Annotated in this window: 19 protein-coding genes; 3 read left to right on the top strand and 16 right to left on the bottom strand. The window is 30.1% G+C overall.

Annotated features, from left to right (window positions below):
- Positions 1 to 17: 17 nt before the first annotated feature.
- The 5 genes from AC3VJB_RS07085 to AC3VJB_RS07065 form a co-directional block, all read right to left on the bottom strand.
- Positions 18 to 2,744, bottom strand: coding sequence for an FIDD domain-containing protein (locus AC3VJB_RS07085; RefSeq protein WP_167713508.1), 2,727 nt, complete (start codon positions 2,742 to 2,744; stop codon positions 18 to 20).
- A gap of 70 nt (positions 2,745 to 2,814) precedes the next feature.
- Positions 2,815 to 5,427, bottom strand: a complete 2,613-nt coding sequence (locus tag AC3VJB_RS07080) for a T9SS type B sorting domain-containing protein (RefSeq protein WP_497666950.1) — start codon at positions 5,425 to 5,427, stop codon at positions 2,815 to 2,817.
- An 11-nt stretch (positions 5,428 to 5,438) separates the two neighbouring features.
- Positions 5,439 to 8,288: a T9SS type B sorting domain-containing protein gene (locus tag AC3VJB_RS07075; RefSeq protein ID WP_437822752.1), complete on the bottom strand. Its 2,850-nt coding sequence runs from the start codon at positions 8,286 to 8,288 to the stop codon at positions 5,439 to 5,441.
- A 50-nt stretch (positions 8,289 to 8,338) separates the two neighbouring features.
- Positions 8,339 to 9,187 (bottom strand): ABC transporter permease, encoded by an 849-nt coding sequence (locus AC3VJB_RS07070; RefSeq protein WP_167713511.1) that lies wholly within the window; start codon positions 9,185 to 9,187, stop codon positions 8,339 to 8,341.
- Between the two features lie 9 nt (positions 9,188 to 9,196).
- The gene (locus AC3VJB_RS07065) at positions 9,197 to 10,093 is read right to left on the bottom strand and encodes an ABC transporter ATP-binding protein (RefSeq protein ID WP_073181260.1); all 897 of its coding nucleotides are present in this window, start codon (positions 10,091 to 10,093) and stop codon (positions 9,197 to 9,199) included.
- A gap of 192 nt (positions 10,094 to 10,285) precedes the next feature.
- Here AC3VJB_RS07065 and AC3VJB_RS07060 point away from each other — a divergent pair, with 192 nt between their 5' ends.
- Positions 10,286 to 10,819: a hypothetical protein gene (locus tag AC3VJB_RS07060; protein WP_159492472.1), complete on the top strand. Its 534-nt coding sequence runs from the start codon at positions 10,286 to 10,288 to the stop codon at positions 10,817 to 10,819.
- 67 nt (positions 10,820 to 10,886) lie between these two features.
- Here the strand turns inward: AC3VJB_RS07060 and AC3VJB_RS07055 are convergent, their stop codons facing one another.
- From AC3VJB_RS07055 to AC3VJB_RS07020, 8 genes are all read right to left on the bottom strand, one after another.
- Complete coding sequence (locus AC3VJB_RS07055; RefSeq protein WP_047789269.1) at positions 10,887 to 11,585, bottom strand: response regulator transcription factor; 699 nt, start codon at positions 11,583 to 11,585, stop codon at positions 10,887 to 10,889.
- An 11-nt stretch (positions 11,586 to 11,596) separates the two neighbouring features.
- A complete protein-coding gene (locus tag AC3VJB_RS07050) occupies positions 11,597 to 13,162 on the bottom strand; it encodes a sensor histidine kinase (protein WP_047789268.1) in 1,566 nt (521 codons plus the stop codon).
- 109 nt (positions 13,163 to 13,271) lie between these two features.
- Positions 13,272 to 13,862, bottom strand: coding sequence for a dephospho-CoA kinase (coaE, locus tag AC3VJB_RS07045; protein ID WP_159616474.1), 591 nt, complete (start codon positions 13,860 to 13,862; stop codon positions 13,272 to 13,274).
- A 1-nt stretch (position 13,863) separates the two neighbouring features.
- Positions 13,864 to 14,793 (bottom strand): YbbR-like domain-containing protein, encoded by a 930-nt coding sequence (locus AC3VJB_RS07040; RefSeq protein WP_047789266.1) that lies wholly within the window; start codon positions 14,791 to 14,793, stop codon positions 13,864 to 13,866.
- Positions 14,794 to 14,874: 81 nt separating this feature from the next.
- On the bottom strand, positions 14,875 to 15,195 hold the full coding sequence (gene yajC, locus AC3VJB_RS07035; protein WP_047789265.1) for a preprotein translocase subunit YajC: 321 nt from the start codon (positions 15,193 to 15,195) through the stop codon (positions 14,875 to 14,877).
- On the bottom strand, positions 15,195 to 15,662 hold the full coding sequence (locus AC3VJB_RS07030; RefSeq protein ID WP_047789264.1) for a DUF1573 domain-containing protein: 468 nt from the start codon (positions 15,660 to 15,662) through the stop codon (positions 15,195 to 15,197). Before AC3VJB_RS07030 ends, yajC begins: the two co-directional genes overlap by 1 nt.
- A gap of 39 nt (positions 15,663 to 15,701) precedes the next feature.
- Positions 15,702 to 16,640, bottom strand: coding sequence for a transcription antitermination factor NusB (gene nusB, locus AC3VJB_RS07025; RefSeq protein ID WP_159492470.1), 939 nt, complete (start codon positions 16,638 to 16,640; stop codon positions 15,702 to 15,704).
- A gap of 77 nt (positions 16,641 to 16,717) precedes the next feature.
- Positions 16,718 to 17,818, bottom strand: coding sequence for a Glu/Leu/Phe/Val family dehydrogenase (locus AC3VJB_RS07020; RefSeq protein WP_047789262.1), 1,101 nt, complete (start codon positions 17,816 to 17,818; stop codon positions 16,718 to 16,720).
- 155 nt (positions 17,819 to 17,973) lie between these two features.
- On the opposite strand from AC3VJB_RS07020, the gene AC3VJB_RS07015 reads away from it, so the two are divergent.
- Together AC3VJB_RS07015 and AC3VJB_RS07010 are read left to right on the top strand one after the other, a co-directional pair.
- Entirely contained in the window at positions 17,974 to 19,728 is a 1,755-nt protein-coding gene (locus AC3VJB_RS07015; protein ID WP_047789261.1) for an ABC transporter ATP-binding protein, read from the top strand.
- Positions 19,729 to 19,810: 82 nt separating this feature from the next.
- The gene (locus AC3VJB_RS07010; RefSeq protein ID WP_047789260.1) at positions 19,811 to 20,173 is read left to right on the top strand and encodes a PUR family DNA/RNA-binding protein; all 363 of its coding nucleotides are present in this window, start codon (positions 19,811 to 19,813) and stop codon (positions 20,171 to 20,173) included.
- 379 nt (positions 20,174 to 20,552) lie between these two features.
- Here the strand turns inward: AC3VJB_RS07010 and AC3VJB_RS07005 are convergent, their stop codons facing one another.
- From AC3VJB_RS07005 to AC3VJB_RS06995, 3 genes are read right to left on the bottom strand one after another with little or no spacing between them, the layout of a single operon-like run.
- Positions 20,553 to 21,590: a chorismate-binding protein gene (locus AC3VJB_RS07005; RefSeq protein ID WP_159616478.1), complete on the bottom strand. Its 1,038-nt coding sequence runs from the start codon at positions 21,588 to 21,590 to the stop codon at positions 20,553 to 20,555.
- Positions 21,587 to 22,438 carry an alpha/beta fold hydrolase gene (locus tag AC3VJB_RS07000; RefSeq protein WP_437822746.1) on the bottom strand — a complete coding sequence of 284 codons (852 nt, stop codon included), beginning with the start codon at positions 22,436 to 22,438 and terminating at the stop codon, positions 21,587 to 21,589. The genes AC3VJB_RS07005 and AC3VJB_RS07000 overlap by 4 nt, the downstream gene beginning before the upstream one ends.
- A gap of 1 nt (position 22,439) precedes the next feature.
- Positions 22,440 to 22,856 carry a PaaI family thioesterase gene (locus AC3VJB_RS06995; protein ID WP_073181248.1) on the bottom strand — a complete coding sequence of 139 codons (417 nt, stop codon included), beginning with the start codon at positions 22,854 to 22,856 and terminating at the stop codon, positions 22,440 to 22,442.
- Positions 22,857 to 22,890 lie beyond the last annotated feature (34 nt).

Below are 22,890 nucleotides of genomic sequence, written 5' to 3'. Positions count from 1 at the left end.
TATTTATGTGATGAATTTTAATTTCTTTTGAGAGTAAAATGCCCTTTTTTGTCTATTTTATTGTCATTAATATCAGTTAATTTAGCATGAAACCAGTAGTCATTAGAAGGTAATTTTATATTATTGTAAGTTCCGTCCCAACCAAGCTCTATGTTTTTATCATTTATAACATATAAGATTTTACCAAAACGATTAAATATTTTGATATTAATTTCTTTAAAGAAATTAGTATTTGCTCCGTAAACTTTCCAGTAGTCATTAAATCCATCATCGTTTGGGGTTAAAAATTTAGGGTAACCAATTATACTTGCTGAGGTTTTAGTAGGGCTTTCACATTTATTAATATCTCTTATATAAATAGTGGCAATACCAGGTTGTACATTGTTAAAAGAGTGGGAGGTTCCATTTCCAACATAATTAGCATCATCTAGGGAAAACTCATAGCTACTATCTCCATCAATACTTATGTAAACACTGTTGTCGGTTTCGCTTTGAATATTTACTTCAATATTTAAAACATTAGGAGGAGGAGGGTACTTAACTGTAAAGTTTTTAGAGTTTGAACATTCTATACCATTTATTGTTTTGTAAACGGTTAAAGAAAACTCACCTTCTCTAGTTAAAGGAAAACTGTTACTGGTGCTAATGGTATTGTTATTTTCATCTTTCCATTCGAAACGATTATTAGAAGAGTCAGCTGTTAATGTAATAGGGGGATGATCAGAAGGGCTAACGCAAATAGTGTAGCTGTCTTTTAAGTTAATTTGAGGAGAATTTACGATTAAGTCAATTGGAGATATACCAAAGCAACCTTTTTCATTTTCTATTTTTACCCAAATGGTTGAGGATGGAGAAAGGAATTCAGGAGGTAGGGGGGTAATTGTTCTTTGAGCATCTTCTAATGAAGAGAAGAAAGAAATTTTATCAAGAGTGTTTAAACCAAAAGTATTTATGATTTCTGCTTTTTTGCTTTCTAGGTTAAAGATACCTTTATTGTTAGAATTTTCACAAACTGTTATAGAAGGAATAGTAAGGGTTGGTTTAAATAAAGTTCTAATAGAAAAATTTTCAATATCAGAACATCCATATATACTAGTTGCTTTCGTATAAATGGTTTGTGGATTACTTTCATTATAAAAGTTTTCAGGATCTAAAATTTCATTTACGTTATTTTCAGCATCAGATAAGTTTTTATAAAACTTATAGGTAAGGGTATTATCGGTTGAGATTTTATTAGCAATATTGTTCAAGTTAAATAAACTGATACCATCATTGTTGTCATCACACTGAATAATTTCTTGATTAGGAGATAAATTTGGTAGTGGATAAATAGTGATTTTTTTATAGAGAGGAATATCTTGGTTATTAATATTGATTACGGCAGTAACATTATATTCGCCTGCGGATGTATATGTGTGTTTAGGAGTTATATCATTACTTTTATTTCCATCTCCAAAATCCCAAACGACACTCTTTATAGGGGCATAAGAATCAAGAGAAAAAGTGAATGTATCAAAAACACATTGGTTTTCTGTCGTTATTCTGTTTCTAAAGTAAGATTGAATGAAATTAGGTAAGCCAAAATAAGACAAACCATCCTCTAAGTTAACTGCATCGTGTTCATAATTACATGCAACACCTAGTTTATTTGGATCGTTGATAACGCCCAAGGTATTGAAAGGGGTTAAATCAAAGCCAATAGGTTGTCCACCATAATCAAAAAGTCTTTCAGAGTTTATTTGAGCAATATAGATTTTTCCATCAGAGGCTAATTGGGCAGAGGCACTTGCTCTGTCTGGTGTAGTTGTAAAAATAGATTCACCAAAAAAGAATTGATCTGTATTGTCAAGATCTAATTGCATAATATTATAACTGTCGTTATTTCCTCTTTCATAGTAAAAAGAAGAATAATAAAGAATCTTAGAGTTTGAAGAGAAAGTTAGTCCATTACATGTATACCCATCAGTAAAGTTTAGTCGTAAATTTAATAATTTAAAACGTGAAAACACCCCTGTTTCATTATCAAAGTTATAAATGTATAAATTAGAGCCAGTTGAAAGAGCAACTTTACTTCCATCTGGAGAGGCTTTTATTTCTCCTTTGGATAAGGAGCTTTTTATTTCGTTTAGTTTAGTTTTTACAGGACGAAAATTAACACCTTTATCAGTTACTCTAAATGCAAAGAAAATTTCATCTGGACCATTGTAAGAATTACTTCCATATGTTATAACCCAAATATCTTTTCCGTTTTTATGATGTACTGCGGTAATTCTTTGAGCAGTAGAATTTTCAAGTCTTATATTCTTCTGAGTTACTTTACCTAAAGGGTATTTATTTGATATTTCAACTTCAGAAAAGTAAATACCAGGAAACAAAGAAGGGTTTTCTGTTTTAGTCTTTCTAGTGGTAAACACATAATAAATACTATTACTATTAGGTTTAGGTATGATTATTGAAGGTTGAGACGCTTCAGATTCCCCTATTAAACCCTCTCCGTTTTCCATTATTTTGTGGTTTCTATTCCAAATAGTTGCTCCGTTAGTATAGAATAATAAATTCCCTTGATTACTTGAAATAGAAGATGAACCAGTTTCGGTAACTATTTGCCCTTTATTAGAAATACTAAGATTACCATTGTTAAAAACTATTCCTGCTTTATCTCCAAAGAACCAATTATCAGTTTCTCTTTGAGAAAAACATGAAATAGAAAAAATAAATAAACAAACAAATATTAGCTTGGTCATAGCTAGTTAATTTTAGTAAGAAGCTAATTTACAAAAAAATAACTTTCCGTATTTATAATCATTTTATTGCTTATTTCCTCAGTAAAGAGAAATGCCCAGTTTTTTTTCTAACTTTCCCATTAGAGTCTATCAATTCAGCATTGTACCAATAATCATTTGAAGGAAGAATAGTACCGTTGTATATACCATCCCAACCCTGACTGTTTTTATCCGTAATTTCATTAATTAATTTTCCAAAGCGATTAAAAATTTGAACTTTAACAAGATCATAATAATCATTATCGACACCCAAAACTTTCCATGTGTCAAAGTGTCCGTCATTATTTGGGGTGAAATGACGTTGAAAATAGATAGTTGAAATTTTGTTAGATGTAGTAATTCCACATCCGTTACGATCTCTAATTGAAATAGAATTTAGCCCAGGAGGAATATTGGTAAATGTGTATGAGAGATTTTCATCTCCTTTAACAAAGTCACTAAGATTTGTACTATTTAAAGCAAATTCATAATCACCAATTCCGTCCACAGTAATTTCTATTTTATTATTATCTGGATTATCTTGATCGTCAATTGATTTAATATTTATGACTAAGGCTTGATTGGATTCTTTTACAAAGAATGTATTATATCCCATACAATTTTCCGAAATGTTAGGATGACTTCTATAAGCTTCAACTTTATATTCCCCTTCAGTGTTAGCGTTATGGATAGTAGATGTTTCTCCAGAGAGCAAACTACCATTTAAATACCACTTGTAAGTATCTGTTGGATTTCCAGTACCAGCATTTAAGGGAACTGTATAAGGTTGAGAGGGGAGCCTAGGGTTATCAACGCAAAGAATAATATTATCAGGGTTTCCTTGAGGAACAGGCAAATCTATAACATGTAGGGTAAACTTACCGACACTTTCGCAAGTGTTGTTATTTTTTGATATAATTCTTACAAATACTTCTGTGTTATTAGTAAATAAATCATCATCATATGGAGGTAGAATTTTGTTTGTTTGTAATGAGGCATCGTTTGCTGTTCTATAAAACTCAAAAGAATGGGTGTTACTTGTTAACGCGCCATTTGATTTTGTAATAATATCATTCTTTTTTATATCAAAATTAAAGAATGTGTTTTGACTACCTATACTTTGAGTAGCATTAGGGTTAGAAGCATTAATGTCTAGTTCACAAGAATACATGTCGTCAAAAGTATCTAGACCAGATGAGTTAACAACTAAATCTAAGCTTCCTGTATTGAAGCACTGTGTTGTATTATTTATAATTTTTACAAGTAGTGTTTGATTGAAAGGTGAAGTGTTAGTGTAATTTTGTGGTGATGTTATTGATATGTTATTGTCAAAATCAGTTTGATCGTTAAAAAAGAGAATAGTCACATTTGTATCGTTATTTGATAACTCTGCTTCTTTACTCTGTAAGTTAAATGTAGTAAAACCATCAGCAGGATTGTTGTCAAAATCACATTGCTGATAAGGAGGTAGCATAATAAATGAGGGAACAGGATTTATAATTAGATTAAAACTAGTTGAAGTATTTAAGCATCCAACATTATTCTCAACTCTAACAAAAACAGTTTGAGTATTTTTTGAAACATTAGTATAAAGAGAGTTTTTATTAATAGGGTTTAAGTTGTTTTGTGCATCTGAAAGACTATGATAGTAGTTTATGGTATGTGTATTTGGGTCTAACATACCTAAAATTTCATTATCTTTTGAAGATAGTAAAAAAGAACTATATAAACCATCGGTATTGCTTCCACTATCAGTATCATCACATACAATATAATCTGATGGAGGAGTAACATTAATATTGTTGTTTACAATAATATTATAATCGGTTACAGAGAAACATTCAGAGTTAATGTTTGTTAATCTTACAAATATTTTTTGAGGGTTACTCGTGTTTTTAAAAGTGTTTGGAGTTGCTATAGGGTTTTTGTTGGTTTGAGCATCATTATTACTTAGATGGTAACTAATTTTTACATCTGTTTGTCCATTTAGTATTGAATTACTGTTATTGGTTAGATCAAAGTGTGTACTATTATCAAAAACACCATCACTATCACATTCTTCTATATCGTACGACTGACCATAAGTTGGCGGATTAATTGCAGGAGGATTATTAAAAGTAGCAGTACCAGTCCAATCAATTTTAAAGCTACTATTACCTATAGGTCTATCAATAACAAGAAAATAAGAATCATTATCATTAACGTTTAAAGAACTTACAAAACTATTACCTAGTTCACCTGGACCTTCAGAGATATCTGTTTCAGATGCTCTAATACCTGTTAGGTTATTTCCTTCGTTACTTGCTGCTGGGTTTGTAGTAGAACAGCGTATGGCTTGACCGATGTTTCCACAATTTACATTTGGTCCAAAGATAAAAAAATCAAAATCGATATTGATGTCTGTATTATGACTACCATTTGAGTTGGTAGGAGTAAGTGTAAAACCTAATGTTCCTCCTTTATTAATTTTAATTTTAATCCATAAACTATTATTTTCTTGGCTTGAACATGTATTTGAACCTGAAAGCTCTTGAATACCTACACCGGTAGCATTTAAGTTTTGAAAACCACTATTACCACAAACTACGATTGCATCTGAGCAATCATTTTGAGCAAATACGTGTAAGCAAATAAAAAATAAACTAAAAAAAAATGTCTTTTTCATAAATGTGTAAATTATTTCCTCAGTAAAGAGAAATGCCCTGTCTTTTTTCGGGTTCTTCCACTTTTATCAATTAACTCAGCATTGTACCAATAATCATTTGAAGGAAGAATAGTACCGTTGTATATACCATCCCAACCCTGACTATTTTTATCAGTAATTTCATTAATTAATTTTCCAAAGCGATTAAAAATTTGAACTTTAACAACATCATAGTAATCATTATCGACACCTAAAACTTTCCATGTATCAAAATGTCCGTCATTATTTGGGGTGAAATGACGTTGAAAATAGATAGTTGAAACCTGATTAGATGTAGTAATTCCACATCCGTTACGATCTCTAATAAAAATAGAGTTAAGTCCGGGAGGAATATTAGTAAATGTATAAGTAAGGTTTTCGTCTCCTTTAGCAAAATCACTAAGATCTGTGCTATTTAAAGCAAACTCATAATTACCAATTCCATCTACAGTAATTTCTATTTTATTACTATCAGGATTGTCTTGATCGTCTACTGATTTAATATTTACTATTAATGCTAGGTTAGACTCTTTTACAAAAAATGTATTATATCCCATAAAAGGGGAAGTGATGTTTGGGTGAGTTCTATAGGCTTCAACTTTATATTCTCCTGAAGAATTAGCATTGTATATAGCAGATGTTTCTCCAGAGAGTAATTTACCATCTAGATACCATTTGTATGTGTCTGTAGCATTACCTGTATCGGCATTTAATTCAACTGTATGTGGTTGAGGGCTTAGCCTTGGGTTATCAACACATAGGATAATGTTATTTAAATTACCTTTAGGGATAGGGATTTTTTCTACAAAAATTTTAAAATTACCAACTGCTTCACAAGATGTAGCTCCTTTATTTGAAATTCTAATATATACATCAGAATTGTTGGTAAATAAGTCATCTTCGTATGGGGGGATAATTTGATTTATTTGTAAGGAAGCATCTTCTGCTGTTCTGTAGTATTGAAAATCGTGAGTATTTTCTGATAGCGATCCACCTGAATTATTAATTATTTGTTGCGTCTTCAAAGAGAAGTCAAGAAAACCGTTGTTAGTGCCAACGCTAAATTTGGCATCAGGATTGGATGCATTTTCATCTAATTCATGGATGTGTTCATCGCTATAATAAGTTAATCCCGTTGGGTTTACTTGTAAATTAATAATATCCGTTTGATAACATTGAGTAGTGTTATTTGTAACTTTTACTGTTATAGAGTGATTTATTGCTGTTAAATTAGTGTAATTATTTTTGTTAATTGGTGATGAAAAACTAGTATCAGATGTTTCAAAAAAATCAATTGTAACTTCAGTAAGGTTATTTACTAAAGCATTTTCTAATATTTCTAGGTTAAAAGTTGTAAAACCATCAATAGGATTACTGTCGAAATCACATTGTATATAAGGTTGAATTGGGTTAATTGTAGGTTTTGGTTCAAATGTTATTTGGACTTTACCAGTGAATGTTTTTTTACAGTAAGAATTAGATTCTATTTTTATTTCGTATAAACCACTTCCAAAATTAGTGTTATCAACAGTTAATATTCTTGTTTTGGCTATTTCTTTTCCATCTTTAAACCATGTATATGTATCGCTAGGGTTGTTTTTTTCTGGTTGAATTTGATAACTTTCTCCAATACAAAAAACTTGGTTGCTATTGTTTAAAACCTCATTATTAGCTAGATTGATTAATTTTACAGGTGCAAAAAACGACTGAATAAAAGGAGGTAATCCTTGTGAAGACATGGCGCCACCTAAGTTTACAGCGTTTGAAGTATATTGAATATCAGTAGCATTATCTTCTGGATTCTCTATAGCTCCCAAATAGGCTCTATCTGGAATGGAAGCATATATCTTTCCGTTTGGAGCTAATTGTAAAGCACCTCTATAACCTTGCTCTTGATGGATTTGAGTTTTAGTTTGTGCGATGTTAGCATCTAATAAATTATATTGAAAAACTCTGAAAGAGTTACTGTTTTCATGATATAAAGAAGAGTATAGTTTTGTAGATTCTTGAGAAAACTCAACACCATAAGGAGAACCATCAGTTGGACCACTTGTAAGAATTAGCCCGTTAGAAGCTACTTTACCTGTAGCGTTATCAAAATCGTATAAAACTAATCTTCCACTTCCGTCATTTGTAAAGTCAGCAAGTGCTACTTTACTTCCATCTGGAGATGTTTTTAAATATCCTCTTTTATCTCTTAAATAGTAAGATGAAGATGAGGTAATAGGGTTTGTAGAGTCCACTCCGTTTTTATCAATTTTATAGGCGTAAAAAGTATCTTGTACGATAGATAAAATCCATATTTCTCTACAGTCTTTTCCTTGAACGGCTGTAACTTTTTCAGACCATTCTCTATCTCGACCATTAGAAAGGTTAACAGGGCCAGAAATAATTTCTCCTCCATTTCCTTTAGAAATATCTATGGTGTAAAACCTAAACCCTGGATTGTCAGGGTAAGGAAGATTTCCAATAAAATCTGTCCCCACTGTAAAAATATAGTAAAGGTTTTTATCTTCTGGGTTTGGAATAATTAAACCAGACTGTGAACTTGAAGGGTTACCTTGCAGGTCATCAGCTAAATTACCGTTAGAGTAACGCAATAGTTCATGGTTTTTCGTCCAAATATTAATACCATCTGAATAAAATAAAAGGTTCCCGTTTTCGTCAGAAATAGATGAACAACCTTCATCAGTTTTCAATAATCCATCATTTAAAGCTATTGGACTTCCTGAGTTAAAATCGAGCCCTGCATTATTTCCAAAGTACCAAACATTTGCTTCTTTTTGGCTATAAAGGGATATAGAGACAATAATAAAAAATGCTAGAAGTAGTTGTTTTTTCATCAAAATGAATTTGATTATATAAATAAAACAACTAAACTACATAAAACCCTCTATAAATCTCGTTTTTTTAACAAAGCATATGATGAGTAAATAAAAATAGCAGTCCAAATTAATACAATAGCTATATTGAAAAGGCTAACAGAATAGTCTTTAGTGAAATTTTCTCCTATTTGATTAGCTACTGATTTTACTGCACCTAATCTTGTAAATGGTTCTTTAATTAAATTAGCCATAGACTCTAGCGGGAAAAATTGCATGATTGAATTTACAGCTTCATCAACCCCCGTTTTTACGTTTCTAAAAGTCCAGTATAAATATCCTTTAATTAAACTTTCTATAATTAGCCAAACAATCATGGCAGCAACAGCAAATGCAGAGCGTTTAATCAAGACACCTAAAAACAATCCAAAGGAGAAAAAACCTAATAATTTTACGAAGAAAGCGAATAAATAATCTAAGTCTGAAAATATGATGGCTATTTCATTAAAATCAGAATAGATAGCTCCAAGAATTAAAGAGACAATAAAAACAAAGATGGTTGAAATAAAAGCAAAAGCTATAACGGTATAAAATTTTGATAGAATAAATTCCTTTTTACTTAAACCGTCTATTAAGTTTTGTTTTAACGTTTTATAACTGTACTCGTTCGCCATCATGGAAACAATAACTAGTAGTAAAAAGAATTTAAATATGGCAGCCATATATGTGTTAAAGTGCCAGATATATGGAAAATTAAAAATTCCTTGTTCAGCTAAATGAAATTTAATGGGGCCAATATCAAACTTTATTGCTGCAATTAAAGCAATAGAGGTTAATAATGCGAAATAGATAATTGAAAGAACTTTACTAGCTCTGTTATATTTTAATTTATGAATTTCTATATTTAAAAGTCGTAACATGGTGTAAGTTTATTGGTTGTTGGTAAGGTCTAAGAATTGTTGCTCTAAACTAGGTTTACGTTTCACTAAGTGAGAAAGAGAAATTCCTTTGTCAAATAAAAATGTATTAATTTCTGAAGCAGATAATTCTGAAGCTAGACTAGCTATTAAAATTCCATTTTCTTCTTTGATGTTTCCTATTGCTGGATGATTTTCTAAAAGCTGAGTAAGTATTTCTTGATTATCTGCTTGAAGTTCAAAAAAACCATTGGAAGCAGTCATCTCATCAACTCTACCGCTATATAATTTTATACCATTTCTTATTACGACTACATGAGAACATACTTTTTCTACTTCATCGAGTAAGTGAGAGGCTAGTAAAATTGTAGTGCCATTTTTAGCAATTTCTTTAATTATTTGACGAATCTCGTGTATTCCTTGTGGGTCAAGTCCGTTTGTAGGTTCGTCCAAAATCAAAATTTCTGGATCATTTAATAGGGCAGAAGCGATAGCTAAGCGCTGTTTCATTCCTAAAGAGTAAGTTTTAAACTTACTATTTCTACGTTCAAAAAGATTAACAATCTTGAGTTTTTCTTCAATTTTATCGTACGAAACTCCTTTAATTTTACAAATTAACTGCAAGTTTTGAACGGCGCTCATGTAAGGGTAAAAATTAGGGCGTTCAATGATAGCTCCTACTTTTTTTAATGCTTCATGTGTAGATAAGTTTCCATTGAACCAGCTAAAACTCCCTGAGGTTTTGTTTACTACATTTAAAATAATACCTAAAGTAGTAGATTTACCACTTCCGTTAGGTCCTAAAATTCCGTACACTGTGCCTTTTTGTATATCGAAAGAAAGATTGTTTACGGCATGAACTTTTCCGTATTTTTTATCGAGGTTTCGAATAGATAAAATTGTTTCCAAGCTATTTTGGTTTTTGTTGATTATATGTATTTGACGATTGATGTAAATTATTGTTACAATGTATAAAAAAAGTAGTAGAAAATAGTTTAAAAGGAAAGTTTAGCTTTTTAGAAAAATGCATGATATATTCAGAAGTAAATTTAACTAGATGCTTTAAAACTAAGGTAGTTTTGCATGTCAAATTATACAATTATGAAAAAAATAGACTACTTATTAGCAATTATTTTAACAACTGTTTTTTATGTAAGCTGTTCATCTGATGATGTTCAAGAAACACCAAATCAATTTATAATTGAAGGTGAAAATTATTCGATAGAATCAATTTTGGTAGAGAAATTCATGAAAGGAGATACGCCTTCTGTATTCTTACACTTATTGAATGTTACTGAAGAAGATATAGAAGCTGCTCGAAACTCTGGTACAGCTTTAACTGAGGTGGATTTATTTACAATTACTGTTCGTGATAAAGGCTTAACTTCAAAAACTTATACAACAGACAGTTTATGGTATGAATTTATGACGGATGGAGAGTTTTTAGGAGAGTATGATAATGAGCAATTGTTAATGGAGTATGAAACAGGAGATGAAGTTACTTTAACTATAAATTCAATTAATGAAACTGATATTTCATTAGAATTCAAAGTTAAAAAGGCTAATGGAAGTGTAGTAACAGGAAGTTATAACGGAAAGTACAGTACTGTTGATAAATCATTAGAGCGTAGTTAGAAAACAAATAGGATAGATAATAAAAAAAGCTTAGGGTTTACCTAAGCTTTTCTTATTTAAAATGACATTATTTGTTATCAATTAACCTAAACCCTTCACCATGTATATTTAAAATTTCTACATTTTCATCATTCTTCAGGTATTTACGAAGTTTAGCAATGTATACATCCATACTACGAGAAGTAAAATAGTTGTCATCTCGCCAAATCTTTGTCAACGCCAATTCACGTGGCATTAAGTCATTTTTATGCACAGCTAACATTCGTAAAAGTTTACTTTCTTTAGGTGATAACTTTTGAGGTTCTCCACCTTTATATATTAAATGACGTAGTTTAGAGTTAAAATCAAAAGACCCAATTTTAAACTCAAATTCATCACTGTCGTTTGTCTTTTCTGTTTCTTTACGTTGTAAAATTGCTTTAATTTTATGTAATAAAACTTCAGAATCAAAAGGTTTATTTAAGTAATCGTCTGCACCAACTTGATACCCTTTTAAAACATCTTCTTTTAATGTTTTTGCAGTTAAGAAGATAATAGGAATTTCTTTGTTAGTTGAACGAATGTCTTCAGCTAAAGAAAAACCATCTTTACGTGGCATCATTACATCTAAAATACATAAGTCATATTCTGCATTTTTAAACATAATTAAACCATCTATTCCGTCTTTAGCATGTGTAACATTGTAATCATTTAATGCTAAATAATCTTTAAGAACTGTTCCAAAATTAGGATCGTCTTCTACTAATAATATTTTTTTACTCCCCATTTCTTAATATTTTATATTAATGGTAATTTAACTGTAAATGTGCTTCCTTTCCCTTTTTCACTTTCAACGTAAACGGTGCCTTGGTGACTGTCTATGATTTCTTTTACATAAGCTAAACCTAATCCATGACCTTTTACATTGTGTATATTCCCTTTATGTTCTCTATAAAATTTATCGAACACATACTTTTGAGCATTTCTGCTCATTCCTATACCTTCGTCTTTAATTTTAAAGATAAAGTATTTATTTGTGTTTTCAGAAAATACATCTATTTTAGGTGCACTTTCAGAATATTTTAAAGCATTTTCCAACATGTTAACAACTACATTTGTTAGATGAAATTGATTACCAAGTACTTCAGAAGAAATAGCTTTGAGGTGCGTTGTAACACTTCCTTTTTTATCATCAGTTAATAGTTGTATATGTTCAACAGCTTCTTCAATTATATCGTGCATGTCTACTGCATCCTTACTAATTTCTATTTGATTTTTTTCTAACCTTGAAATTCGTAATACATTTTCTACCTGCCCGTGCATTCGTTTGTTTTCATCACGAATCATTTGAACATACCGTTTCACCTTTTCTTCATCTGATATAATTCTTGGGTTTTTAATAGCATCTAAAGCCAAGTTTATGGTAGCAATAGGTGTTTTAAACTCATGTGTCATATTGTTAATGAAATCTGTTTTTATTTCAGAAATCTTTTTTTGGCGAATTAACTGATACAATGAGGTGGAAAAAGCAGCAATAATAATTCCTATAAAAAATAAAGATAGTATCAATATTTTCATCATACCTGATAACAGGTTCTTTTTTTCATTAGGAAACTTAACATATAGCTTATAATTGCTATTTCCGTCTTCATCTTCTAGTAAAGGGTAATTAATATCCTCTGGTTGTATATTAAAATACCCAGATTTTAATTGAGTAGCTAAACCATCTTCATAAACAACATATTTAAAATCTTGTGTAATATTCATTTTAGCAAACTCTTCCTCTAAAGTATTACTTAGCTCCTTATTACTTATTCTTTGATTAATAGGAAACACAGCTTTACTTCTTCTAAAAGCATGTTCCATAACTTCATCATTCCATGTGTTATATGTTCTGAAAGAAGAATAACGATTTTCGTCTAAAAAAGGTTTAAAATCTTTGTTTTCAGATTTTATTATTTGTGAAAAATAAATATCTTCTTTTCCTGAGTAACGTTTTATAATGATAGAATCATTATCAACAAACTCGTTAGGCATTTTAATACTTTCTTCTAAAATAGTACTACCAAATGAAAACTTTTTTTTACTTACAGTATCAACTTGTTGGAAAAGAAAAGTTGTTATTTCTGCGTCTGTTCTGAGTTTATTGTTTTCAAAATAATCTTTATAATTTTGCTTAAATTCTAAATACTCTCTTTCCTTAATATTTTCGGAGGTACGAGCTAAAGCAATTTTTACATTATTTTTAAATTGTTCCTTTTTATTTTTAATAGCATCATTTATCCAATATACTTGAATGGAGATGATACCTATTAGAGAAATACTCATTAAAACAACAATGAGAATAAAAATTTTCTTGCCCATTACTCAAAAATAAATTAATAAATTTTAGGCGTATAATCTTTTAACTTAGATTAACAAACTTACTATAAAATTAAGACAATTTTAACATAAAAGGTTATTGAAACGTAAATTATTTTCTACTTTTTGTTAAATAATTATGGATTTTTAATACTTCATCTTTTGTTTTTAATAGTGAAATATTGTTAATTAAATAATTAGATTGTAGTATTTTTTTTGTTTCACTCCATTGGTTTTTAATTCTATTTTTTACCTCTTGTATTGTAGTCCTATCTCTTTTGATAACGCGTTCAATTCTTATATGCTCTGGAGCGGTTACTGTAATTATTTTATCACAAAAAGAGTCACTTCCGTTTTCGAAAAGAATTGCATTTTCGTATAATATATAATCTTTAATACTATTTTTTTTTAAGAACTGTTGCAAATGTTTGTTAACAGCAGGGTGTACAATAGCATTAAGAATAGCTAACTTTTTCTTGTTATTAAAAACTATTGAGGCTAAATAAGGCCTATTTAGTTTGTGGTTTATATATACTTCCTCTCCAAATTCAGTGATTAATTGTTCTTTTATCCTTTTTGATGTGTTCATTAACTTTTTGGCTTCATCATCAGCAATATAAATAGCAATATTTTCAAATTCTGAAAAGATATTAATTACAGTAGATTTTCCACTACCAATTCCTCCTGTTAAACCTATTACCATGCTATTTGTATATTAAAAAATCAACTTTTTCTGGAACTATTCTCACTAAATCTACCGTTTTAGGGATGTCTTTTATTTTAGGAATAAGATAGTTTATTTCTTTTTTTTTAGATTGTAAATAATCACATTCAACTATAAATAAATCGGAGGTAATGTCATTAAAGTTTTGCAAGCCCACTTTGTATATAACCTTAACCTTTTTGGGGAATATATTAATTCCTTTGGGTGCATTTTTAACAAAAATAGGAACTTCAATTTCACCTTCTGTAAATTTATCAACAGCAATGTTAATTTGTGCAGTAGAATGACTCAATTTAAGCTTTAAGTCTTTCGGTAAAATAATAGAAGAGTTGATACTAGTATTTTTAGATAAGTTTTCTAATGTAATGTTTTTTAAATTTAAAAAATTAGTCTCAGTAACATAGGCTTCATCACCAGAGATTAAAACACTGTCAGGTACAATTGTTATGGGTTTAGAAAAGTCATATCCTAGCTGAAAAGAAATGTTTAAATTTGGTTTTAAGGGAACTTTTTTTGAGCTGAGAAAACCAATTTTTAAAGGAATGGTGTCTTTTTCTATTTTAATTAATTCAATATTTGATTTTAGTTGTTCTTGAATTTCATTAAAAAGGTTTTTCGATAAAAAATAGTAATTTGTACCCCTTTTTTTTGAAGCTTTTTTTAGGTCTAGTTTAATGGGGGTATGGTTAATACTAGTAATTAAAAGATTGTATCCACTACTTTTTAATTTTAAAGGAATTTTTTTTATTGGTGTTTCTATTAATGTTTTTTGTTGCGGAAGTTGTGTGTATTCAATATCATATACTATAGTTGTATTATACTCCTTTGATAAATTAATAAGCAACCAGAAAAATATAGATACGGTTAAAAAGCCAAAAAATGTTTTAGGTATGTTAAATTTTGTTTTCAAGAAATTGTTTATTAGTGCAATCTACTAAAAAAAGAAAAAAGTGGGCTCTTAAGCCCACTTTTTTTATAAAATAAATCTCTTTTATTTTTTAGCTTCTGAAGTATGTTTTTTACTCATTTCCATAGAAATGGCTGAACGTTCAAACTTTATTTTACCAGCTCCTGTTTCAATAGTAACGGTGTTATCGGTATCATTAATTTCTACAATTTTACCATGAATTCCACTGGTGGTAACTATTTTAGCTCCTTTTTTAATTTCTGCTTGAAATAGTTTTTCTTTTTTTTGACGTCTCATTTGTGGACGAATAATTAAAAAGTAAAAAACAGCAATCATTGCTACAAAAGGAAGCATATTCATTAAGCTTTCTTGAGAGCTAGCTTGTAAGAAGATAGTTTCGAACATTATGAGTTATTGTTTTTTGGGGTTACCATTCCAGAAATTTTAATAATTTCTCTTCCTTTTTCTGTGTTGGTAGTTAAAGTAATAGATTTAGATTGTTTGTTAACTCTACCATTGGTATTGAAGCTAACTTTAATATTTCCTGTTTTACCAGGAGCAATAGCTTCTTTTGGCCATTCAGGAACAGTACAACCACAAGATGCCTGCGCATTTGTAATAATTAAATCACTCTTACCAGTATTTGTTACTACGAAAGTGGTTTTAACAACTTCACCTTCGTTAACAGTACCAAAGTCAAATTCTTCTTTATCGAAAGAAATCACAGGAGCTCCTAAACCTATAGAGCTATCTCTTTTTTCTGCTTTTTCAAGATTTTCTTTTTTAACTTTTGATGAAGCATTCCCCTGTCCGCACGAAACTAACATTCCCGCAGAAACAACAAATGCTACCATTACTGCTATTTTCTTCATTTTAAAATATTTTTAGTTTGTTGTAAAAATACTAATTTATTATAATAAACCTCTACCTATTTTAACCATCTTATTTGAACTTAGATAGTCTTTGGCTAATTTATCTAAAACTCCATTAATAAAGTAACCACTTTTGTTTGTTGAATAATCTTTTGCTAACTCAATATATTCATTTATGGTAACTCTACTTGGAATTGAAGGGAAGTGTAAAAATTCTGTAATAGCCATTTTAATAATAATCATATCAATATCAGCAATCCTATCAGCTTCCCAGTTAGGAGTTTTCTCTTTAATGTCCTCTTCGTATTTGTGTTGATGTAACATTGTTTTTGTAAACAAATCAGAAACAAAAACTTTATCATCATTGTCTTTATACAAACTACCTAATATGAAAGGCTTATTTGCTTTTTGTTTGTTTAAAGATTTAAGAATCCAAGTATTTACAAAAGGAATATCATCAACCCAAGAAATCATTTGATCTTCAAAATAATCAGCTAACTTTTCATTAGGGGCTACTATATCTCTAAAAAAGTCAATGACAAAGGCTTTATCTATGTTGTAAGAGTTTTCAACAGTGTCCATGTACTTTTTGTAAAGGTCACTTCTTTGTAATTCATCTAATAAGATTTTTACATACTCATCATCAAGGTCCCAATAATTAAGCTTGTTAAGCTCAACATACCCTTCTAAACTTACACTTTCATTAAGTGAGTTTAAAAGTTTATTGTCTATAAATTTTGTATTTGGGTTGAGTTCCTCTTTTGTAGCTAGTATTTTCTTTTTAGAAAGCTCTATTCTCTTACGAGCTAATTTTTGTACTTCAACTAATAATTGAAGGTTTAAAACGTACAAATCGTACATTTTTTGAATGCTGTGTTTTAAGAATTTTTCTTCCTTAACTAAATCATCGCTATGCGATTGCTGCATCGCATAAACCGACTGCATTACTTTAACACGAATATGTCTTCTGTTAATCATTCTAAAGAACTTTAAAAAAAAGAGCGATAGAAACTATTTCTAACGCTCTGCAAAAGTAAAACTTTTTTATTTTTTATCTAGCTATTTTGCTCTTTTTTGCGAGCATCAATTCTTGCTTGTGCAATATTGAAAGCAGCTTGATGTGTAGTGATATTCTCTTTTTCTGATAAATTAAAAATTTCTAATGTAGTATTGTAAATGTTTTCAGTTCTTTTTAAGCTCTCAGCTTTATCGTAACCAACAACTTCAGCATATACATTAATAATTCCACCAGCGTTAATTAAGAAATCAGGAGCATAAGCAATTCCCTTTTCTTTTAACATTGTACCGTGTTTTAATTCATTTGCTAATTGGTTGTTAGCAGCACCTGCAATTACCTTAGCTTTTAATTGAGCGATACTTTCATCATTAATAGTAGCACCTAAAGCACATGGAGCGTAAATATCAACATCTAATCCAAAAATGTCATTTCCTAACACTACGTTTGCACCATATTTTTTACTTAATTCTTCTAAACGAGCCTCGTTAATATCGTTTAAAATAACTTGAGCTCCTTCGTCGGTAATGTGTTTAACTAAAGTTTCTCCAACATGACCAACACCTTGAACTAATACTTTTTTACCGTCTAAGTTATCAGTTCCAAACTTGTATTTAGCAGCAGCTTTCATTCCCATGTAAACACCATAAGCTGTTACAGGAGAAGGGTTTCCAGAGCCTCCAATACTTTCAGAAACACCTGTTACATGTGGAGTAACTTCACGGATTATATCCATGTCACGGGTTTCCATTCCTACATCTTCAGCAGTAATATATTTTCCACTTAAAGAATTAACAAACTCACCAAATTTACGCATTAAAGCGTCATTTTTTTGAGTTTTAGCATCACCAATAATAACTGCTTTACCACCTCCAAGGTTTAATCCAGTAACAGCAGATTTGTAAGTCATACCACGAGACAAACGTAACACATCGTTTAAAGCTTCCCATTCACTTCTATATTGCCACATTCTAGTACCTCCTAAAGCAGGCCCTAAAGTTGTATTGTGGATACCGATAATTGCTTTTAAACCTGTATCTTCGTCGTTGCAAAAAACGATTTGCTCGTGATTGTCAAAAGATAACTGACCGAACACTGGGTCATTCTTAAGATCTTTAGTATCAATGATTTCTGATGTCATTTGTTTTGTTTTTTTATTTGAGATGATTTGGGTAATCTCAAAAATTAGATGACAAAAGTAAGAAATCGTTAAAACATAAGCAAAAAAAGAGGTCTCAATTAAGGTATCTTTAACAAGACCCTTTTATAAAGTTTAATTTTTATAATAAAATAGAATTGAAAGCATTACAATACTTAAACAAGTACTTTGTTAAATACAAATGGAGGTTATTATTAGGAGTTTTTATAACTGTATTAGCTAAAATATTTACATTAAAAGTGCCTAATTATGTGTTAACTTCTTTAAATGTTGTGGAAGATTATCAATTAGGTAAAATAACTGAAATATCAGAAGTTAAAAGTATACTTTTTACAAATATTTTGCTTATAGTAGGGGTAACACTGTTAGGTGGTTTCTTTACATTCTTAATGCGTCAAACTATAATTGTAATGTCTCGATTAATAGAGTTTGATTTAAAAAATGAAATTTATCAGCAATATCAACGACTGTCACTTAATTTTTACAAACAAAATAGAACTGGTGATTTAATGAACCGTATTAGTGAAGATGTTTCTAAAGTTCGTATGTATTTTGGACCAGCCATCATGTATTCATTAAATATGTTAGTGTCTTTTGCAGTCGGTTTTACTCAAATGTATGCAATATCACCAAAGCTCACCTTGTATACAATGATACCTTTTCCTGTTTTATCAGTATCAGTATTTATTTTAAGCAAGCAAATTAATAAACGAAGTACAGTAGTTCAGCAATACCTTTCAAAATTAACAACGTTTAATCAGGAGTTTTTCTCTGGTATTAATGTAGTAAAATCATATGCAATAGAAAGCGCTGTGATTAATAACTTCGATACGTTGGCAGATGCTAGTAAAGATAAAAATATAAACCTATATAAAGTACAAGCGTTATTTTTTCCATTAATGATTTTATTAATAGGAATTAGTAATATCATTGTTTTGTATGTTGGTGGTACTTTATATATTAATGAAGAAATTAAAGTTGGAGCCATTGGTGCTTTTGTTATGTATGTAAATATTTTAACATGGCCAGTAGCTGTAGTTGGTTGGGTAACTTCAATGGTGCAGCAGGCTGAAGCTTCTCAAGAAAGAATTAATGAATTTTTAGAACAAGTTCCTGAAATTGAAAATGCAAATGAAGGAGAAACTATCATTGAAGGAGATATTGAGTTTAATCATGTTTCTTTAGCCTATGAAGACACAAATATCACAGCGTTAAAAGATGTAAGTTTTAAGGTAGAAAAAGGAGAAACACTAGCAATATTAGGAAAAACAGGAAGTGGTAAGTCATCTATAATCAACTTAGTTTCACGTTTGTATGATACTACAGGAGGGACTGTATTAATGGACGGAAAAGATATTAAAACCTGCAATTTATATGATATAAGAAATCAAATTGGTTTTGTGCCGCAAGAACCGTTCTTGTTTTCAGATACCATTGAAAACAATATAAAATTTGGAAAAGAAGACGCTACAGAAGAAGAAATTATAGAAGCAGCCAAAAACGCGGTTATACACGATAATATTATCGATTTTAAACAAGGCTATAAAACTATTTTAGGAGAGCGTGGTGTTACGCTTTCTGGAGGGCAAAAGCAACGAACTTCTATAGCAAGAGCCATTATAAAAGATCCTAAAATTTTAATTTTTGACGATTGTCTATCAGCTGTAGATACTGAGACTGAAGAGAAAATTTTATCAAATTTAGAAAGAGTTTCTAGTGATAAAACAACGATAATAATAAGCCATAGGGTATCATCTGCAAAAAATGCAGATAAAATAATAATATTAGATGAAGGAAAGATTATTCAGCAAGGTGTTCACAATCAATTAGTAAAAGAAAAAGGGTATTATAAAGATTTATACGAACAACAGCTTTTAGAAAAAGAAATATAGCATTTCGTATTGTCAAGTCAAATATTTTGTTAGATTTGTTGAGAAAATTTAAATAACCAACTATTATTTTAAGTAACGAATTATGAGCGAGAGAGTAGAACAAGAGGAAATCTTTTCACAGGTTTTAAGAGCAGGAAGAAGAACATATTTTTTTGATGTTAGATCTACAAAGGCAGATGATTATTATTTAACAGTGACTGAGAGTAAGAAGTTTACTCATGATGATGGTTCTTTTCATTATCAAAAACATAAAATTTACTTATATAAAGAGGATTTTAGTGATTTTAAAGAGATGTTGAACAAGGCAACAGACTTTATTGTAAACGAAAAAGGATCTGAAGTTATAAGTGAACGTCATCAAAAAGACTATAAAAAAGAAGAAAACGTAACTACAGAAGTAGCTTCTACAGAAAGCTTTACAGACGTTTCTTTCGACGATATTTAACAGAAGAAACTGTTATGCATAACTCTAAACACAAGTGATATTACTTGTGTTTAGAGATGATAATGTGCAGAAAAAAATCAATTCAAATTCAATTTACACTTAGAAAACTGCCAATTGTTGCACAGCAATTGGTGGTTTTATTTTTTACATAAGCGATTTTATTTTGTTTGGTAGTTTTGATGCGAATTCAACCAGCTGCTTATAAGTTAAAGTTCTACCCACTCTACTATTAAGTTTGTCTTCACGCTGGTTAATCCTAAGTAATTTTTGTTTCATAGGAAAGCGAGTTTTGAGTTTACCTAAATATAATAAAAAAAACTGAATTTCAGCAGGTTATGTTTGTTTTGGGGTAAAGTATTTTGTAGAGTAGGTGTTTTTCCTATAAAACTTTTTTCATAGTAGTAGTTTTTGCTACTGTTTCTTGCCATTCTTTTATAGTATTACTGTCGTTTGTAATTCCACCTCCAACATAAATATACACAGTATTGTTAGAAACCTCCATACAACGAAGATTAACAAATAAATGACTTTCCTTATTGTCGGTATTTAATTCTCCTAAAAAACCTGTATAAAAGCTTCTGTGATAGTTTTCATTATTTAAAATAAATTGTTTTGAAGCCTCTAAAGGCATTCCACAAACGGCAGGGGTAGGATGTAAGCTTTTGATTAAAGAAGCAGTATTCGTTTTTAACTTTCCATTAAGAATGGTTCTTAAATGGAGTAATTTACCCGCTTTTATAGTTTCAACACCAGATGTTGTAATGTTTAAGGAAATATCAGATAACCTATCAGTGATGTAGTCAGTTACAAATTGTTGTTCTTCTAATTCTTTTGGCTGCCAAGTAACATTAGTTGTGCCATTGTAAACTTGTGTTCCCGCTAAAGCCATAGTAGTAAAATTTTTATCTTTAATACTAACTAAAGTTTCTGGGGTAGCTCCTAACCATAACCCAATTTTAGGATGATACCAAACATATACAAAAGCTGTTGGGTAGTTATTCAGAAGTTTTTGAAAAGTATCAATAAGGCTGAAATCTGATAACTCAATTTTTTCTTTTCTGGAAAGAACTACTTTTTTAAACTGCTGATTTTTAATAGCGGCTATTCCTTTTTCAACCAGTTGAATATGGTTCTCTTCGGAAGCAGTATCAGGAGCATGATTATTATTGTTAGTTTGAGTATCTCCAACAGTAGTTTCTTCTTCTATATAAGTAGATTGGTTTCTAGGAATTAAGATAGCTTTTTCTCTGCTGTCAAACGGAGCAAAAATAAATCCACTCTCATTATAGTTTTCAGAGGTAATTAAGTCGTTGTTTTGTTGGAACCATCCTTTAATTATAGAACTGTTAGGTTTTCTGTAAGTAACAAAAGGTAATTCTTCGTTGAAGGCTTCTTTTATGTTTAAAAAAATACTCAATCTAATTGTTGTATTAAATGTTTTTTAATCGTGTCAAATTTACTCCAAATAAATCCATGACTAGCATCAGGAACGCTAATTAACTCAAACTGATTTTCAGGAAACTGTTCTTTTAAAAATAAAGAGTTTTCAAAAGGTACAATCCAATCATTAGTTCCATGAATACTTACTATGTTGTTAGGAGTAGATCTCCAATTGTTTTCGAAAAGTTGTAAATCTTGTTTATGAGATAATTTTTCTTTACTCGCTTCTTGCCATATTGAAGGAACAAGCCATTGAGTAACTTTCCATTTATATAAATTTAAGGACCATGGCATGGGTTCTACTTCACTATATACAGCAGGAGCCAGTAAAATTACGTTTCTAACTTTTTCTTTTATAGCTAAGGCAATAGGTCCTCCATAAGAATAACCTACAAGAATTGTTTTATTGGGGGTAATATCATGTAAAATATTCTTTAACATGTCACGCTCAAAAGCAATACTTTCTTGAACCGGATTTTTGTCTTGATAATTGTAACCAATTCTGTCATATGAAATCATATTAGCTTTATTAAGCAATGCGCTATCCTTCATATATTTTACAAAATCGGTAGAAGAACCTATCGTTCCGTGAACAAAAACAAGTGTAGGTAAAGTAGTATCCTTTATAATAGAAAGCTTTCTGTACTCAAACCCTTTAAAGTTTTCATAAGTAAGGACGGGAATAGCAGAGCTTCCTGAAAATTTTTCAAGTACTTTTATATCAGATTTAGGAGCAGAAAAATTCCAGAATAAATAATATAAAACAAGGAAAAGCACAAAGAGAGCAATTCCAACGGTTTTTAAGATTTTTTTTAGCAACTTCATGCTATTGTTTATCTAAAACAATATTGGTAATCTTACAAAGTGAAATCAAGTTATCATCCTCATCAACAATTCTCACTTCCCATAAATGTGTAGTTCTACCTTTATGAATCGCTTTAGCGGTAGCAAAAACATGTCCTTCTCGCTTACTTTTTACATGATTAATACTCAGTTCAATTCCTTTAATAATTTTATTAGAGTCTCTTAAAAAAAATGCAGAAGCACAACTACCAACCGATTCTGCCAAAGCAGCTGTAGCACCACCATGTAATATTCCATAGGGTTGATGTACTTTAGATGTCACAGGCATTTTTGCTGTAATAAAATCATCTCCTACATCAACAAACTCTATTTCTAAAGTTTCCATCAAGGTGTTTTTGTTGTAACTGTTTAAGACTGTAAGAGATGCTTGCTTATTCATGGTAACTAAAAATTATCACCCAAAAATACGTATT

The sequence above is a fragment of the Tenacibaculum sp. TB-53 genome (genome assembly GCF_059716285.2).
Note: the sequence above shows the minus strand (reverse complement) of the source record. Positions and strands in the feature narration are given on the sequence as shown.